The sequence below is a fragment of the Paenarthrobacter sp. CCNWLY172 genome, assembly GCF_037402035.1.
GTDB lineage: Bacteria > Actinomycetota > Actinomycetes > Actinomycetales > Micrococcaceae > Arthrobacter.
On sequence record NZ_JBBEGB010000004.1, the window covers coordinates 230,685 to 248,616 of the forward strand.

The 17,932-nt window shown below is 63.3% G+C and carries 12 protein-coding genes; 8 read left to right on the forward strand and 4 right to left on the reverse strand.

The window, feature by feature from the left end:
• Positions 1-16: 16 nt before the first annotated feature.
• The gene (locus WBN73_RS07820) at positions 17-3,535 is read left to right on the forward strand and encodes an Ig-like domain-containing protein (protein ID WP_337339893.1); all 3,519 of its coding nucleotides are present in this window, start codon (positions 17-19) and stop codon (positions 3,533-3,535) included.
• A gap of 321 nt (positions 3,536-3,856) precedes the next feature.
• Positions 3,857-4,891, forward strand: coding sequence for a Fic family protein (locus WBN73_RS07825; RefSeq protein WP_337339892.1), 1,035 nt, complete (start codon positions 3,857-3,859; stop codon positions 4,889-4,891).
• 4 nt (positions 4,892-4,895) lie between these two features.
• Here WBN73_RS07825 and WBN73_RS07830 read toward each other — a convergent pair whose 3' ends face one another.
• From WBN73_RS07830 to WBN73_RS07845, 4 genes are all read right to left on the reverse strand, one after another.
• Entirely contained in the window at positions 4,896-5,696 is an 801-nt protein-coding gene (locus tag WBN73_RS07830; protein ID WP_337339891.1) for a GNAT family N-acetyltransferase, read from the reverse strand.
• 81 nt (positions 5,697-5,777) lie between these two features.
• On the reverse strand, positions 5,778-7,691 hold the full coding sequence (locus WBN73_RS07835) for a DUF2264 domain-containing protein (RefSeq protein WP_337339890.1): 1,914 nt from the start codon (positions 7,689-7,691) through the stop codon (positions 5,778-5,780).
• Positions 7,691-8,842 carry a LacI family DNA-binding transcriptional regulator gene (locus WBN73_RS07840; RefSeq protein ID WP_337339889.1) on the reverse strand — a complete coding sequence of 384 codons (1,152 nt, stop codon included), beginning with the start codon at positions 8,840-8,842 and terminating at the stop codon, positions 7,691-7,693. Before WBN73_RS07840 ends, WBN73_RS07835 begins: the two co-directional genes overlap by 1 nt.
• Positions 8,839-10,815, reverse strand: coding sequence for a heparinase II/III family protein (locus WBN73_RS07845; RefSeq protein ID WP_337339888.1), 1,977 nt, complete (start codon positions 10,813-10,815; stop codon positions 8,839-8,841). The genes WBN73_RS07840 and WBN73_RS07845 overlap by 4 nt, the downstream gene beginning before the upstream one ends.
• A 164-nt stretch (positions 10,816-10,979) precedes the next feature.
• On the opposite strand from WBN73_RS07845, the gene WBN73_RS07850 reads away from it, so the two are divergent.
• The 6 genes from WBN73_RS07850 to WBN73_RS07875 all read left to right on the forward strand — a co-directional run bounded on the left by WBN73_RS07850 (position 10,980) and on the right by WBN73_RS07875 (position 17,795).
• Positions 10,980-11,993 carry a hydroxyacid dehydrogenase gene (locus WBN73_RS07850; RefSeq protein WP_337339887.1) on the forward strand — a complete coding sequence of 338 codons (1,014 nt, stop codon included), beginning with the start codon at positions 10,980-10,982 and terminating at the stop codon, positions 11,991-11,993.
• Between the two features lie 62 nt (positions 11,994-12,055).
• Entirely contained in the window at positions 12,056-13,336 is a 1,281-nt protein-coding gene (locus WBN73_RS07855) for an ABC transporter substrate-binding protein (protein WP_337339886.1), read from the forward strand.
• Positions 13,337-13,450: 114 nt separating this feature from the next.
• A complete protein-coding gene (locus WBN73_RS07860; protein ID WP_089596338.1) occupies positions 13,451-14,377 on the forward strand; it encodes a carbohydrate ABC transporter permease in 927 nt (308 codons plus the stop codon).
• Complete coding sequence (locus tag WBN73_RS07865) at positions 14,377-15,318, forward strand: carbohydrate ABC transporter permease (protein WP_207595082.1); 942 nt, start codon at positions 14,377-14,379, stop codon at positions 15,316-15,318. The genes WBN73_RS07860 and WBN73_RS07865 overlap by 1 nt, the downstream gene beginning before the upstream one ends.
• A 5-nt stretch (positions 15,319-15,323) precedes the next feature.
• Complete coding sequence (locus WBN73_RS07870) at positions 15,324-16,025, forward strand: DUF624 domain-containing protein (protein ID WP_337339885.1); 702 nt, start codon at positions 15,324-15,326, stop codon at positions 16,023-16,025.
• Positions 16,026-16,043: 18 nt separating this feature from the next.
• On the forward strand, positions 16,044-17,795 hold the full coding sequence (locus WBN73_RS07875) for a glycoside hydrolase family 35 protein (protein WP_337339884.1): 1,752 nt from the start codon (positions 16,044-16,046) through the stop codon (positions 17,793-17,795).
• Positions 17,796-17,932 lie beyond the last annotated feature (137 nt).

Below are 17,932 nucleotides of genomic sequence, written 5' to 3' on the forward strand. Positions count from 1 at the left end.
ACGATGAGGTCCACCCATGGCGTTTTCCGCGCGAAGAATCCGACGGCCAGTGGCAGTCCTGGCGGCAGCCGTTACAGCAGCCGCGAGCCTGGCACTTTTGCCCGCAACCACACCACAAGCACAAGCCAACGACGCAACAGCTGTCACCATCACCCCGAACCCCGCCACCCGCGGCGAAGCGTTCGAAGGGTGGGGAACCAGCCTGGTGTGGTTCGCGAATGCGACGGCGGGCTACTCCCCCGAGCTGCGGGAGGAGCTGTACCAGAAGGTTTTCGGGGAGGACGGACTCAACCTCAACATCGCCCGCTACAACGTGGGCGGCGGAAATGCTTCAGACGTAGCCAACTACCTCAACGATGGCAGCGCTGTGGAGGGATGGTGGAAGCCGGTGGCTGAAGCGCAACCCGGCCAGCCGGCGTCGAACCTTTACAACCCGGACGGAACCGTGGACAAAACGCAGGCCAACAAGCTCGCGTTCCTGAACGCCTGGAACCCGGACGACCCCGTGTCCTACAACCCCGACGCCGACAAGAACCAGCGGTGGTGGGTGGAACGCCTCGCCGCAGACCAGCAGATCACCCACTGGGAAGCGTTCAGCAATTCCCCGCCGTGGTTCATGACCAAGAGCGGGTACGTATCCGGCCAAGTGAACACCGCCAAGGGTGAAAACCTCCTGCCCGAAGCGGAAGCCAAGTTCGCGGCCTACATGAAGAACGCCGTCGAGCTCCTCGAAAAGGGCAGCGGCATCACAGTGGACACCATAGATCCGTTCAACGAGCCGAACTCGGGCTACTGGGGCACGGACATCAACGCCGCCACCGGCAAGCCGCCCACCACGTACACCCAAAAGCAGGAGGGCGCGCTGATCTATCCCGCCGCCCAGGACCGCGTGACCAAGCTGTTGGCCGCCGAGCTCAAAAAGGGCACCACGGACGCCGTCATCTCCGCGATGGACGAGACGGATCCCAGCAAGTTCATGACCAACTGGAACGGCTACAGCCAGGAAGCCAAAGACGCTGTAGCGCAGCTCAACGTCCACACCTACGGCACCAACGACCGCCGAAGGGTCCGCGACCTCGCCGGTTCCACCGACAAGCCGCTGTGGATGAGCGAAGTGGGCGGCTTCTGGACGGGCAACCCTGCGCTCGGCGACTCGACCAGCGGCTGGGACCGTTCCAACATCACCAACGGCCTGGGCATCGCCGGCCGCATGGTCAACGATCTCCGTGAGCTCGACCCCAATGCGTGGGTCTTCTGGCAGCCTGTGGAGGACACGTACAAGCAGGAAAAGGCAGACAAGGGCTGGGGCTCCATCTACATCGACTTCGACTGCAATTACGAAGGCCGCGAAGGCTTCTCCAACCGCCGCATCAACGATGGCGCATCCCTGGAACAAGCCAAGTGCAAAGTCCTGACCAACCAGAAATACAACACCACCAGGAACTTCACGCACTACATCCGGCCCGGCGACTTCCTCATCCAGAACGACAACGCCAAAACTGCTAGTGCCCTCCGCGCTGACGGCAACGGCGCCACCCTGGTCCACTTCAATGACACCCCGACGGCGGAAAAAGTCACCATTGATCTCAGCCGCTTCGGCAGCATCGCGCCCGGCGCCAAGGTCACGCCCGTGGTCACCACCAAGTCGCCGCTGGATGACATTGAGAAGAATGCACTCGTCAAGGGCGCGCCAGTCGCCGTCGACACCGTTTCCAAGTCCGCGACGCTTGACGTTCCCGCCGCATCCGTGGTGACGTTCGTCGTCGACGGCGTCAGTGGAGTTTCGGACGATGCCGCGCCTGTGCAGGACGGCCACAGCTATCACCTCAGCGGTGAGGCGAGCGGCAAATACCTGACGGGCCGCTCCAATGGTTCTGCCTCAATTGAAGAAATGGGCACGGATGCTGCCGGTGTGGCTCCGCAGATGTGGACGTTCAAGGCCGTGTCTACGGAAGATGAGTTTGCGAACGATCGTCGCTGGGTTCTTACAAACAAGGACGGCCGAGTGCTCACAGGCAACGGTGGAGTGCTGAACGGCAGCCAGAGCGGTGCGGCTTCACTGTCTACATTGACGTTGGAACAGGCCAAGGCCACTCCTTCTGCACAGTGGATAGTGACCACGGAGAACGGCAAACAGTGGTCCCTGGTGAACGCAGGTGCCGCGATTGCCCTGCAGGTTTCGGGCAACCAGACTGCTGCTGGAACGTCTGTGGCACTTGCTTCGTCCACCGGAACCACGGCTACGGCGTTGGCCAGTCCGCACCAGGCGTGGGCCTTCACCGACATTGCAGACCTCAAGCTCTTGGGAGTTTCCCCTGTTGAGCTGAGCACGCCCGTAGGGACGGCTCCAGTCCTGCCAGCCACGGTCACGCCCGTTTACGAGGCAGGCCCCGGCAAGCAGTTGGCCGTCACCTGGGCACCGGTGGATCCTTCCTCGTGGCAGAAGGCCGGCAAAGTAACGGTCTACGGTTCAGGGGTTGACCCGTACGGTCAAACCTTCGAAGCCGTTCTCACGGTCACGGTGGGCTCCTACATCGCCACGGACCCTGTTTCCGTGACCGTTGGAACCGGATCATCGGTGGCTTCCATACAGGCCTTGGCCCCGGCCAGCGTTCCTGGACAGATCGCCGATGGTCCCGCCCGGAACCCACTGGCCGTCACGTGGGACTGGTCCGCAGTGGCAGAGTCAGCTCTGCAAAACCCGGGAACGGTCACGGTGCCCGGAACCGCCGACCGCCTCCCGGCCACGCTGACCATTATTGTGGTGGACCGCGTTCCAGTAGCCAATATCTGCAAGGACGACCCCACCACCACGGCCACCGCAAGCTACACCGAGGGCTCCTACATCGCGAAGAACACCTGCGATGCCAACGCCTCCACGCGCTGGTCCAACTGGGTGAGCGGCGGCCGTGCCGGTGACAGCCTGAGCTACGCCTTCAGCCGCGACTACACCGTTTCCTCCGTGACCGTCACGTCTGCGGAAAAGGCTGCGGCGAGCCTCAAAGTCCAGTACCAGGACGCCTCCGGAACATGGAAGGACACCTCCGCGGGAACCATTACGGGACTCTCCATCTCTTCACCGACCACCGTCCGTTTCGACCCCGTCACCACCCGTGGGATCAGGGTTTCGTTCGTGACCACGGCGTCGTACACCAAGGTGGCGGAGGTTGCCATCACGGGCTCGCGCCTGGCGGAAGCCGGCAACGCCGACCTCGGCCGGCTCCTGGTCAACCAGGCCTCCGTGGTGGGCTTCGACCCGGCGACCACCGACTACCGGGTGTTATCGACGTCGGCGACTCCCGTCGTCGTCGGCTACCCGCTGGACACCAACGCAAAGGTGACAGTTCAGCAGGCAACGGCGGAAAGCCCGACGGCGGTGATCACCGTGACGGCGCCGGACGGCACCACCAAGGTGTACCGCGTGAGCGTGTCCACCGGCAAAGACGCGTGCAAGGACGGTGGGTGGACCACCAGCCCACACCCCGTGTTCACGAACCAGGGGCAGTGCGTGAGCAGCTTCGCGGCCGGAAAGTAGTCCTGGCACTTTGAGCTAGTGAGGCCCCTCGGGATTCTGATCCTGAGGGGCCTTGCTGCGCCTTGACACAACTGTGATGAGTACGTGCAAATGAACAGCTACGTGCCCTTTACTGTTATTTAAAGGCTAAAATAACAGTAAAGGACACCCTACTAGGCTTTGGAGCACCTCTTGCCAGCTTGGCCAGCGCATAGAAACAAGGTCATGCCCTGGAAATCCTCAGGTCGTCCCCCACGGGAGGACCGCTTATTCACCGAAGTCGAAGTTTCACTTCCCCCCAAAATTGCGGGGCTTTGGTTCGAACCCAGCCGGGAAACGATCGTGGCACTCGAAGAGGCCGCTGTTGCCGTCGCATCGTTGGACGTGTCGGCGGGTTCTCGCATGGCTGCCATCAGCGGCTTTCTGCTGCGAAGCGAAGCGGTCTCCTCTTCAAAGATCGAACACGTCGACGCCAATCGAAACGACTACGCCCGCGCCATGATCGGGCTAAAGGCCACCGATCAAGCGAGATCCATGGTGGCAGCGGCGGAAGCCGTGCAGAGCATGATTAGCGATGCGGGGGACACTGGCGAGGTCCGTGTGGAGGCTCTACTTAAGGCCCACAAAGCCCTGATGAAAGATGACCCAATGGACGGGCACAACGCTGGTTCATTCCGGGATGTGCAAAATTGGATCGGCGGAAGTGACTATTCACCTCGAGGAGCCATCCACGTTCCCCCTCCCCCGGCGCTGGTACCCGAACTCATGGACGACCTCATGGCATTCTGTGCCCGAAAGGACATCCCCATCGTGGCGCAGGCGGCCATTGCCCATGCCCACTTCGAGTCCATCCACCCTTTTACCGACGGTAATGGCCGCATAGGACGTGCTCTGATCGGTTCCATTTCACGGCGTAGAGGACTGACCAAGAACACGGTCACTCCCATAGCCTCTGCGATGGTAGCGGACGTGGAGACCTACTTTTCCTTACTCAACAACTACCGCAACGGTGACGTGGATCCATTCGTCCTCTATCTGGCAAAGTCTGCGATGCGTGCTTCCCAAGCCGCCAGTGAATCGGTCACGGCTCTCGATGAGCTCCCGGCATTGTGGACCGACTTACTCCGCCCCAGGAAAAACTCTGCGGAAGCAAAGCTCGTCCCTTGGCTGCTGGAACAGCCCGTTTTCGAAGCGCACCGGGCAGCATACATCGCTGGTGTTGAGGAAACGTCCATATACAAAACGCTGAACCGAATGACCGAAGCCGGCGTACTGTCCCTCGTCTCGCAATCGCAGCGGAATCGCGCCTGGGCAGCAATGGAAGTCTTGGATGAGGTTGATCGACTGAACAGGCGGTTGGCCGCCAAAGCCATCTGAGCTTTCAGTCACGCACCCAGCGGTACGGGGTGGTGGTGGAGACCTTGAGCAGCCCGGAGCGCTCCAGGATTGGCCTCGAGAATTCGGTGGAATCACTGTGGATGAGGGTCTTTCCCAGCTCGAGTGCGGCCTGCGCACGGCGGGCCGTCAATGCCCGGTAAATCCCCCGACCGCGCCACTCTTCCCTGGTGGCGCCGCCCCAGATACCGGCGAAGGTTGTGCCTGGAACCGGTTCCAAACGTCCGGCGCTGACGATCTGCCCTTCAGCTTCGGCCACCCACAACTGCATCCCGTCATCGAGGGAGAGACGGCGCAGCAGGGCATCAGCCATCTCATCTGACACGGGTTCGCCGAACACTTCGTCCTGCATGGCGCTCATGGCCCGCACGTCCGGTTCCTCCGTGACCTGCCGCAGGGTCACGCCGTCGGGAAGTGGCACAGCTGTGCTTAATGCCTGGGCTTCACCGATCATGATCGACTCGGGATCATCCTGGGTGAAGCCGTTTTCGATCAACGCTTCGTGCAATCCCGGCGCGTGGTCATGCCCGCGGGATTTCCATTCGACCCTGGTGATGTCAGGTTCAGCGCGGAAATAAGCGATGGCCTCGGCTACGAGCCGTTTGATGGTCTGCGAATCCGCGTCACCGAGATCCTGGTACGTGACGAAGCCCCGGCCCTTCATGAAGGTCACCAAACGCACAGGGCCGTGCTGGGTCACTTTGAGGGCACTCGGGGTCTCGGCGTCGGTGCGGAGGTCCTGGTCATATGCCGCGAGGAAGCGTGCTCGATCATCGGTTTGGCTCATCCCGCGAGCCTACTGCAGGGTGAGCTCGCCCGATTCGATGACCCGCTGCACACTAGACGGTAGGAGTCGTCTAACCCGCAGCTACGCATCGAAACGGGCAAGCTGCGAGATGCTCACGGAGGCGCCATCCGAGAACACGAACCGACCATCCCCCTCGACCTCCCCTTCCCCGGCAACATACGTGACAGCCGCATCCGTCGAAGCACCTCCGTCACCAGCGAGGACGACGACGGCGGCGTAGTCACCGTCGTGCGCGGTACCCGAGGTTCCCACCCATGGAATGGTGAGCTCCGAACCCATGGGGTGGGCACCAGAGCGGACGAACGTCCCGGACGAATCCAACGACATGCCGAATCCTGGAACTGGCATCACAGAGCCCACCACCGACGACGCAGCATCCACCGGCCAGCCGCCGATCCGCAAGGCACTCCCCGAGGAAGAGCCGGAAGCCCCGGAAACACGCACCAGCCGGAGCTCTACTGCCCCACGCGTCGCCGAAACCACGGTGACCGATGGCCCGGGAGTCGCAACGCCGGCTACCCCGCTGCCGTGATCGGGGCCGGCGTCGGGGTCGGGTTCAATCCAGTGGGCGGCGAACCGGGAAGCTCCCACCTGAACCCCGCCCTCGGAGTACGAGCCGAGGTACTCAAAACCCGTCCGATGCGTGAGTCGGCCATCGGAATCAACGAACGCCACCGCATTGTCCACGGACTCGGGTGTCAGGTCCGGGAACGTGTGGGTGGAGTACCCGATCCGCGCATACAGCGGCGAGTCCGCCACCACAGCACCCACGACGGCGTGGTCCGTGGCGTGGTTCCGGATCCGGACCACGCCGTCGGCTCGAGTCCCGTCCACCTGCCAGCCCGGGGCTGCGATCAGCCGCTGCGTGTCGGCAACCTCAACGGGCAAAGGCGCCTCCACCGCAGCCCACACCCGGTGATCCGCGGGCAGCGCGAGCCCGAGCATCCCCTTCGCCGCCCAATAGGGTGACCCAGCGCCGGAGTAGGCCTGCTTCATGCCCGCGAACTCGCCGTGCCACCCGATGGAAAGCAACCCGTCCTCCGTGATGGAGCCGTGCCGGGCAAAGTAGCCGAGCATCCCAGAGGCCGCACGCCGGGAAACGCCAGGTGACAAGCGTGTGTGCCCGGACAACTCCCCCACCCAGAACGGCGCGGCGGCCGCGAACCGGTAGATCAAACTCCGGCCTTGAATGAGCGGAGCACCGTTCGCGCCCACAAGGAACGCAGCGTCGTCCAGGAAATCAGCCAGCCGGTCGCCGTCGAGCGTTTTGCGAGCAGTAACCCGGGGGTCAGAAGGCGCCATCAACGCCCAGAGCTGCGGATACACCTGGAATGCCCAGCCCACGTAGTGGTCGTAGGCACGCTCGGAACCGTCCGCGAACCAGCCACCGCCCCGGTACAGGGAGTCATGGATGGCGAGTCCGGCGTCGATGTCCTCATCGGAGTACCGGCCGCCCACGGATGCCAGGAATGTCTCCACCACAATTTGGAACCAGACCCAGTTGATGGGCGGGTACTCCTCACCGATCACGGTCTCGAACCATGCGATGAGCTGCTCCTGCACGCGCTCCGGCAGTTTGTCCCACAGGACATCGCGGGTCAGTGCCAGGCCAACAGCCAACGACGCCGCCTCCACCTTCGCCTGCCCCAGCTCACCAGGCGTCGGCCACCGGTCCGGATTGGCGGGATTGGTTCCGGCGTCCAGTCCGGCGGCGTACCACTCGGCGATCCAGCCCGTGCTGGCAGGGTCGCCCGCCATCCGGAAAGAGGCCAGCAGGAACGTCCGGGCGAAGGCTTCCAGAGAATCACTTCGCGGGCCGTAGCGGCTGTTGGCTCCGGGCAGGTGGATGTTGGCGTGATCGTCCGTGCCGAACTGATGCGCCGAACGCAGGAGGTGATCCGCGTACGCACACCAGTGCTCGCGGGTCAGGCCGGTGAAGGGTGAGAGCTGGTAATCCAGGGGCGGCAGAAGCATCAGAGCGAATCCTCCAGGACGACTCCAGCCAACCCTCGCGGTGCGCCTACGGAGGATTCCCGCACAATCAGCTCGGGGTTCAGGTCAATGCGATGCACAGGGCGCATCCTTCCTTCGGCCAGGCGCGCAGCCACGAGCTGCACCGCCACCTTGCCGACGTAGCTTTTGGGTGGCCTAACCGCGGAGATGGCGGGCTCGGCAAGGTAGGCCACTTCGTCGTCGTACCCCACAATCGCCATGCTGCCTGGAACATCCACGCCCCGGTCCACGCAGTGCTGCACGAACGCCACAGCCTGGGTGTCCGAGTGCACCAGCATTGCCGTAGTTCCGGTGGAACGGCACAGATCCAGGACGTGATCAAAGTGCTTGGCACGATCGCCGTTGTCCAGCTTGGCTGAGTCCTCGTGGATGGACTTTTCCAGCGGAATCTTGAGCGCGGCAAGGGCCTGTTTCCAACCGCGGACCACATGCGGGCTGGTGGGGCTGGTGGAATCCGTGAGGCATCCGATCATCCGGTGCCCCTCCTGCCACAGATGGCGCACGGCCATCCCGGCGCCAAAGGAATGATCGGTGGCGACCCACTCCAGACGATGCGCGGGGATTTCCGACGGCGCCCGCCGTTCGGCCAGGATCACCGGAATGGGCAGGGCATTGAGCCACCTCAGCAATTCCTTCCCGTGCTCACCGCCCATATCGGGGGCCACGATCAGCCCGTCGATGTTCTGGGTATCCAGCAACGCCTGGACCTGGCGGCGGTTGTCGGCAGCGTCGTAGGCGGAGCCACGGACCAGGATGCGGAGGTTCTGCGCCTCGGCCTCGCCACGCGCACCGGAAATCACCTGCGGCCAGTAATAGTCCAGCGACGGAACCACCATGCCAATGGAGTAGCTGTGCGCCGACGGCCGCCCCACAGCCACCGAACGGTCTAACGGGCTGGGCAGCGTGGCGCCGCCATGGACGCGGGACACGAGTCCTTCGTCGGCGAGGGTGTTCACATCACGCCGGATAGTCAGTTCACTGACGCCCAACTTCGCGGCAATATCGCGCACGGTGATGGCTCCATGCGCCCGCAGCTCCTCCATGAGCCGTTCACGGCGCTGCAGGGAAAAGAGGGACTTGCCGCCCGCTTCCGGGGTCTGTTCAGAACTCAAGATGTTGCCTCCACTGTGAGGGTAAACGCGCCCGAAGCGCGGTTTTCGGTGGGCATACGGAAACGGATCCGGGTCAATTTTTCGCCCCAGATGTCGCTGAGGAGAGGATCGTCGAGGTGCCATTCGTCCACGAGTACGACGGCGGTGGCCGGCTTCCAGCGCAGGTGCAGGCCCCTGCCGGTTTCCGCAGCCGGAATCCCGGCGGGCGCGACGCTCGCGGTCGCGTCTGTACCGACGCTGACGGTGCCGGCAACCAGATAGGTGATGTCGACGTCGGGCGTTCCCTCAGGCGGACGCGTGCCCTCAGGCGCGGGTTCGGGCAGGTTCCAGCGGTCGTCAATCACCACGGTCCCCAGCTCACGGTTCATGAGCGAGGTGCGGATCCATTGCTCAGCGTGGTCCAAACCGTAGGCCGCTCCCAGTCCCAGCGCGAGGGTGGGTTCCTCAAGGGTCGGCTCCTGGAGAACGGTCGCCGCGAACGAAGACCCGGTCCCCTGCTCCAGTCCGAACGGTGCGGGGACGCTATGCCACGCACTCTGCATGGCCCGAATCCGGTACCGATCAGGTCCGAACGTTTGCGCGGTGTACGTGGGCTGGCCGGCGTCGACCAAGAGGGGCACACCATCCACGGCGACCACCACTGAACCGACGTCGCGGTGGTTGTGGTGCTCGCCGTTGTGTCCGCCCTTGGCCGCGAGGGTGAGCCCGACGAATGAGCCCGGAGTCTGCCGCGCCACCAAGATCTGGACGGACGGAAGGTACGTCCCCCAACTAGGTAACAGCACATGTCCCAATGGACGCTCATTGCGACGTTTGCTGTCACTCAGTTGGGTGAGGACGCGGCCCAGGCCGGCGGCGGCGTTGGGTTCGGGTTCGACGGCGGCAAAGGCGGCCGCGTGCGCGGCGGCCTCAGAGTCCCCCAGCCGGACAGCCCAGCGTTGCAGCATGTCCCACGGGAGTCCGTGGTGGGCGCGGGCCGGGCCGTCGGCAACGTTGAGGAACCATCCATGCCCCAAGTGCATGCGGTGCGGGAATGCCACCAGTGCGCGGATGACGGGCAGGTCCGGATCGAGCTCGCCGCCGCTTGCCTCCTCCAGCAGGGCAAGGCCTTCGAGCGCGCGGCCGGCCCCGTTCCACCAATAGGCGAAGCCTTCGTCGATGGCACCGTCGGCGGGAATGGAGGCGAGGAAGCGGTCCAGGCCCTCGATGCAGCGTGCAATAACCGCCGCCTGCAACCCAGGGTCATCCACCAGCAGCAATGCCGCGGCGATGATGTTCGAGTGGATCCACGGATTCCAATTATGAACGTCGCCGTCCAACCCCAGCCAATGCCAGTCGAGCCTGTCCAGGAACGGCCGGATGACCCGTTCCTGTGTCTCCAGACGGATGCGTCGACGCAGACCGGGAGCACGTTCATCGAGCTGTGAACCGAGCACATGGTCCAGCCACGCGAGCTGCGCCGCCACCTCCCCTGCGCCGAGATCGAGGTACGGCCGGGAACGCTCAGGGACCACATCGCCACTGCGGGTGAACACGTCGTCGTGCGCGGCCCAGCTCCACGAACTCTGCTCGCACAGGAGGAAGGCGCCGTCAATCACCTCGTTAAGCCAACCGTCGTCGGAGGCAGGACCAGCCACAGCAGCCATCACGACGGCGCGCGTCAGTCGCTGCTGCCGCCCCGCCACCAGCCCCTCGTAGGCCGTGCGGTTGCCGTCGCGGAAGTAGCGCGCGTAATGGGACACGAGCGGTTGGGGCCAGTGACTCCCCTTTTCCTCCGCTGCTTGGGCGCGCAGTTCCGCGAGGGGGCGGCCAGCAGCGCGCTGCCATCCGGCGTCGGACGCTGGACGGACGGCGAGGCGGTCCCGGGCGCCGCGGAGCGACTCCATCAGAGCCGGTGCGCCTGCAGACGTACCCCATGCGCCCAACAGGGGCCTCAGTGGTGGCGCGTCAACGGCGGGGATGCCGGTTGCCATATAAATTCTTCTCTCATTTGTTCGATCTTGAATGTTTTAGATCAAGTTCGATTGAGTTGAATGTACTGTCTTGTTTATGAGTATGTACTGATTATTAGATGTGATGCAACACATAAATCACGGTCGAACAGGCCGCCAAAAACTTCGAAGGGAGGATCCCCTCAATGTCGCTCAAGCCCCAGGCACTGCTGGTCATGAATAGCGGAACCTTTGCTGACCAGTTCGATTCCACGCGACTGGAGCGGCTGTCCAAAATGGTGGATCTCGGCGATCAGCCGTGGACGGATTCCCTGGACGAACCCGGATTGCTGGGCCGTTTGGAAGAGGTGGAAATCCTCCTCACCAGCTGGGGAGTGCCGCACCTCAACGCTGAGCGTTTGGAACGCATGCCCAAGCTCCGGGCAGTGTTCCACTGTGCAGGAACAGTGCGCAGCTTCGTCAGTGAAGAACTGTGGGATCGCGGCATCACCGTCACCAACGGCGCCGACGCCAACGCGATCCCGGTGGCCGAGTTCACCTTCGCTTCGATCGTCCTGGCGGGCAAGAAGGCGCATGTGCTGGCCAACGACGCCCGGACGCACCGGGAAGACTGGAGCTACATCGGTGATCGCGGCGAACTGGGCAACATCGGCCGGGTGGTAGGCGTCGTCGGGTTCTCCCGCATTGGCCGCAGGGTGGTCCAATTGGTCCAACAACTCCAGGACGTCACCTGCCTGGTCAGCGACCCGTACGCCGATCCACTGGACGTGGCGGCGGCCGGCGGCATACTGGTCACCCTCGAAGAACTCCTGCCCGTATCTGATGTGGTCACCATCCACGCACCCGCACTCCCCGAAACCCGCAACATGATCAGCACGGCCCAGCTCGGCGCCATGAAGGACCACGCGACGCTCATCAACACCGCCCGCGGTTCGCTCGTAGACACGGAAGCCCTCGAAAAGGAGTGCGCCACCGGTCGAATCACGGCGCTGCTGGACGTCACGGAACCTGAACCGTTGCCGGCTGAGTCCACCCTGTACGACCTCCCCAACGTCATCATCACCCCGCACATCGCAGGTTCGCTCGGGACTGAAACCCGGCGGATGTCCGATGCCGCACTCGATGACCTTGAACGATACCTCGCCGGCAAGGACCTCCTGGCCCAGGTAGTCCATGAGGACCTTGGCCTCAGCGCCTGAACCCAAGCACCATGAAGCCGCAGCTGCGGCAAACTTGTAACCCAGTACTAAAGGAGAACGCAATGAAGCGCACAACCCTCGCCGCAATCGCCCTTGCGGTGACTGCAGGGCTCGGACTCACCGGCTGTGCCGGCGCTGCCGGTCCCGCCGAACCGCAGGCGGCCGAAGGCAAGACCCGGCTGACCGTCTCAGTCTGGAACTACGAGGGCACCCCCGAGTTCAAGGCCCTCTTTGACGGCTACGAGGCCGCCAACCCCACCGTGGACATCGAACCCGTGGACATCCTTGCTGATGACTACCCCCAGAAGGTCACCACCATGCTGGCCGGTGGCGACACCACTGACGTGCTCACCATGAAGAACGTGATCGACTACTCCCGCTACGCCAGCAACGGCCAGCTGCAGGAGATCAACAGCGTGGTGGACAAGGTGGGCAAGGACAACCTCGCTGGCCTGGACGCGTTCGACATCGACGGCAAGTACTTCGCTGCTCCCTACCGCCAGGACTTCTGGCTCCTGTACTACAACAAGGACCTGTTCAAGGCTGCCGGCATCGAGGAGCCGAAGGACCTGACCTGGGAGAAGTACACGGAGATCGCCAAGAAGCTCACCACCGAGGCCGGCGGAAAGAAGACGTACGGCACCTACCACCACATCTGGCGTTCCGTGGTCCAGGCCATCGCAGCGGCCCAGAACGACGCTGACCAAAACAGCGGCGACTACGGCTTCATGGAGGACCAGTACAACACCGCCCTGGACCTCCAGAAGTCCGGCACCACCCTGGACTTCGGCACCGCCAAGAGCCAGAAGACCAGCTACCGCACCATGTTCGAGACCGGCCAGGCTGCCATGATGCCCATGGGCACCTGGTACACGGCGGGCATCCTGCAGGCCAAGAAGGACGGCAAGACCAACGTCAACTGGGGCCTGGCTCCACTTCCGCAGAAGAACGACGACGGCAAGGTCACCACGTTCGGTTCGCCCACGGCCTTCGCCGTGAACAAGAACGCCACCCACTCCGATGAGGCAAAGAAGTTCATTGAGTGGGCCGCCGGTGAAGAGGGCGCCAAGGCCATCTCCAAGATCGGTGTTGTCCCGGCGCTGCAGAACGAGTCCGTCACCGCTGAGTACTTCAAGCTGGACGGCCTGCCTACGGACGAGCTCTCCAAGAAGGCTTTCGCCCCAGATCAGACCGCCCTGGAAATGCCCGTCAGCGACAAGTCTGCCGCCACGGACAAGATCCTCAACCAGGAGCACGACCTCATCATGGTCGGCGAGCGCTCCGTCAGTGATGGCCTAGCCGAGATGGGCAAGCGCGTCACCAGCGAAGTCCTGGGCAAGTAAGGCCAGGCAAGCCACTGGTTCCGGTGCTGCGTCCCTGGACGCGGCACCGGACCCGGACCTGAATTCTCCGGATCCTGAAATGGAGGAACGCCCCCGACGCCGGGAGCGGTCATCATGACTACAGAAACAATCACCCAGGCACCTGCCCCCGTGCACAGCCGCGGCAACAGGAAGCAAGCCAGGCGCAACACGCTGATCGGCTGGACGTTCATCCTTCCGAACTTCCTGGGCTTCCTGGCCTTCACCCTCATTCCAGTCGTGGCCGCTTTCGCGCTCTCCTTCATGGAATGGACCTCATTCAGCGCTCCCAAATGGGTTGGCCTGGCCAACTTCGAGCGCATGTTCGCATCCGACTCCTTCTGGATCGCGCTGCGGAACACCCTTGTCTACGCTTTGGGCCACGTCCCGCTCACCATGGCCTTGGCCCTTATCCTGGCCATGCTGCTGAACCGCAAGCTCAAGGGCATCGGCTTCTTCCGCGTTGCCATCTTCTTCCCGTACATCACCTCGCTGGTGGCCGTCGCCGTCGTCTGGAACATGTTGTTCAGCCCGGACAGCGGCCCCATCAACCAGTTCCTCGGTGCCATCGGCATCGCCAACCCGCCGGGCTGGACCTCCAGTTCCGATTGGGCCATGCCCGCTGTCATCATCACCAGTGTGTGGCGCGACATGGGCTACTACATGGTCCTCTACTTAGCCGGCCTGCAGGCGATCCCCACCGAACTGTATGAAGCCGCCGAAGTAGACGGCGCCAGTGCTTGGCAGCGCTTCTGGAACGTCACCATCCCGTCCCTGCGTCCCACCACGTTCTTTGTGGTGGTCATGCTGACGGTTTCCAGCTTCAAGGTGTTCGACCTCATTGTGGTCATGACCAACGGTGGCCCCGGCCGCTCCACCACGGTGCTGTCCCAGCTGATCTACCAGGAGGGCATCGGCGAAGGGAAGTTCGGGTACTCCTCTGCCATTTCGCTGGTCCTGTTCATCATCGTGCTGACGGTTACCGTCCTGCAGTTCAAGATCCAACAGCGGAGGGAACGCTGATGACCAACATGGCCGAAGACCTTAAAGCCACTCATGTGACGGACGCAGCACCGCTCCCAAACGGCGCACCTACTGCGGAAGACCGCCGTCGTACTGACCGTCAGCGTTCCCCGCGCGAGCAGAAGAAGCGGACCGCGAACATCGTGATCTACGGTGTCCTGGTGGTCCTGGTGGCGGCACTGATGGTGCCTTTCATCTGGATGCTTTCCTCGTCATTGAAGGAGAACAACCAGGTCCTCACGGTTCCCATCCAGTGGATTCCGCAGGAGTTCGTGTGGAGCAACTACACGGACATCTGGACCCGTATCCCCATGATGGGCTACCTGCAGAACTCGCTGTACCTCGCCGTGATCATCACCTGCCTGCAGGTCCTCACGGGCTCACTGGCTGCCTACGGTTTCTCCAAGGTCCGCTTCCCGGGCCGCGACGTGCTGTTCCTCGCATACATCGGTACTATCGCCGTTCCGTGGCAGGCCTACATGGTGCCGCAGTACATCATGATGCAGAACCTTGGCCTGACCAACAGCTTCAACGCCCTCATTCTCTTGCAGGCGTTCGGCGCGTTCGGCGTGTTCCTGATGCGCCAGTACTACATGACCATCCCGGACGAGCTCTGCGAAGCGGCCCGCATCGATGGCTTGAGCGAATACGGCATCTGGGCCCGCGTCATCCTGCCCCTGTCCAAGCCGGCCCTCGCCAGCCTTGCCCTGCTCACGTTCGTGAACACGTGGAACGACTACATGGGTCCCTTCATCTACCTCACGTCCAACCGACTCTGGACCGTCCAGCTGGGCTTGCGGTCCTTCGTGGGCCAGTTCGACGCCGAGTACGCCATGATCATGACCGGCTCCGTGATCTCCGTGATCCCGATCCTCATCATCTTCCTCATCGGCCAGCGCTACTTCATCCAGGGCATCGCGACCAGCGGGATGAAAGGATGAGTGTTGTGGCTGGGCAGAAACGACGGCGGTGGGCCGGACCGGGATTCGAAACCTTCGGGAACATCTTCGGGTTCATCTACACGTTCCTGGCCGGCAACGCCCTGCTCGCCGTGGCCAACGCCCCGCTGGTCCTCAGCCTTTCGCTGGTGGCCGACCCCGCCGCTGCGTGGCCGTTCTTCCTGGCGCTCTCCGTCACCATTGCGCCGTCGCTCGCCGGCATCTTCGCTGCCTTCAAGGCGTTGAACGACGACGACGGCGCGGTCAAGCCGGTCGCCGCTTTCCTTCGGGGATACAAACGCAGTTTCGCGAAGGCCGCGGTGCTGGGTGTGGGCGCTGTGGCCGTGCTGCTGTTCCTCGGCGTGGACCTGGCCGTCGTCCAGAACAACGTCCAGAGCCTTCCTGGCGCTGCGCTGCTGGTGCCGGTGATCGTCGTAGCAGCCGCCGTGACGGTGAGCCTTGCCGTCACGGCGATTGCCGGCGTCGTACTTCTGCCTGAAGCGAAGCTGAAAAGCATCCTGAAGGCTTCGCTTTATCTAGTGGCGCAGCGCTGGTACCTCAGCGTGGCCATGCTGATCCTGCTGGGGATCATCGTGTCCGCCTCCGTGATGCAGCCGGTCCTGGGTATAGCGTTGGCGCCGGCACCGCTGCTGTTCGTGATCTGGAGCAATGCCGCGTACGCTTTCCACGCCGTGCTGCGTTCCGCGTAGACCCTGTTAGGACCCTTCTTGAGCATCTTCGCCATCGGCGATCAGGACTTCCTCCTGGACGATCAGCCGTTCCGCATCCTCTCCGGAGCCATCCACTACTTCCGGGTTCACCCCGATCTGTGGGCCGACCGGATCCATAAGGCCCGGTTGATGGGTTTGAACACCATCGAAACGTATGTGCCCTGGAATGAGCACTCGCCCGAGCCTGGTTCGTTTGTTGCCGACGGCGGGCTAGACCTGGGTCGCTTCCTGGACCTGGTTGCCGCTTCCGGGATGCACGCCATTGTCCGACCCGGCCCCTACATCTGCGCCGAATGGGACAACGGAGGGCTGCCCGCCTGGCTGTTCACCGACCCCACCGTAGGTGTCCGCAGCCGCGAACCGGGCTACTTGGCGGCTATCTCTTCCTATATGGAGTCTGTGCTGGCTTTGGTGGTGCCTCGACAGATCACTCAGGGCGGTCCAGTGATCATGCTCCAGATTGAGAACGAGTACGGCGCCTACGGGAACGACAAGGAGTACCTGCAGCAACTGGTGGACCTGTCCAAGCGCTCGGGTGTTGATGTTCCGCTGTTCACCTGCGACCAGCCGTTTGGGACCATGATCGAGGACGGATCACTGCCCGAACTGCACAAGACGGGAACGTTTGGTTCGCGTGTTGAGGAGCGGCTCGGCTTCTTGCGGGAGAGGCAGCCCTCGGGGCCGCTCATGTGCGCAGAGTTCTGGAACGGCTGGTTCGACAACTGGGGAACACACCACCACACCACCGACGCCGCGGCTTCCGCCGCCGAACTCGATGCCCTGCTCACCGCCGGGGCTTCAGTGAACATCTACATGTTCCACGGCGGCACCAACTTCGGCTTCAGCAATGGGGCGAACGACAAAGGCATCTACGAGCCCACCATCACCTCGTACGACTACGACGCTCCCCTCTCCGAGGACGGGCATCCGACGGCCAAGTATTTCGCCTTCCGGGACGTCATTGCCAAGCATTTCCCGGTTCCGGCCGAGGTGCCGGCTCTCCGGGCGCCCGTCCCTGCTTCAGTGGTGGCGGTTTCTTCGACGGCGCCTGCGCTCTCCGACGCCGTAGTTACGTCTTTGGTACCAGGAACCGTTCCGCCCGTCGAGGTGACTGGGCAGTACCGCGGCTTCTATTTGTACGAGGCCTCACTTCCTGGTGGCGGGGTCCTGTCATTCACAGAGGTCCGTGACAGGGCACAGTTCTTCCTGGACGGCGTGCCCGTGGGGGTGCTGAGCCGGGAACTGGGCGAGCGCTCGGTTGTCATCCCCGGTGGTGGCCGCCTGCAGGTTCTCCTTGAGGACCAAGGCCGGGTGAATTACGGGCAGAGAATCGGCGAAGCCAAGGGTTTGATCGGACCGGCGCTGCTGAACGGCGTGGAGGTTGTGGACTGGGAAGTGGGTGCCGTGGACCTGGGCTCGCTGGAGGCATTCCGCTCGGCCGCGGTGCCGCTGCCACCCGGCGATGCTGCGGCCGGCGTGGCTGGTCCGTCCGTTTCCTTTGCGACCTTTGACGCCGATGGCCCGGGAGACCGATTCCTCCGCCTCGATGGCTGGACAAAGGGTGTTGTTTTCGTGAACGGATTCAACCTTGGCCGTTACTGGAGCCGCGGACCGCAGCGCACGCTGTACGTTCCTGGTCCGCTGATCCGCGAAGGCGCCAACGAGCTCGCCATCCTGGAACTCCACGGAAGCGCGACGCGCGAGGTGGGTTTCGCCGTCGGGCCTGACCTGGGCCCCGACGAAAAGTAGCCCTCTCTCACATCCCAAGCCCTTCCCGTCCGCCCTCTCTCACTTTCTCCAGGAGAGTGAGAGAGGCTTCCTTCCAAGGTGACGGGATATGAGAGTGCGTTTGCGACATACAGAAGGGACCGGTCGATCAACCGGTC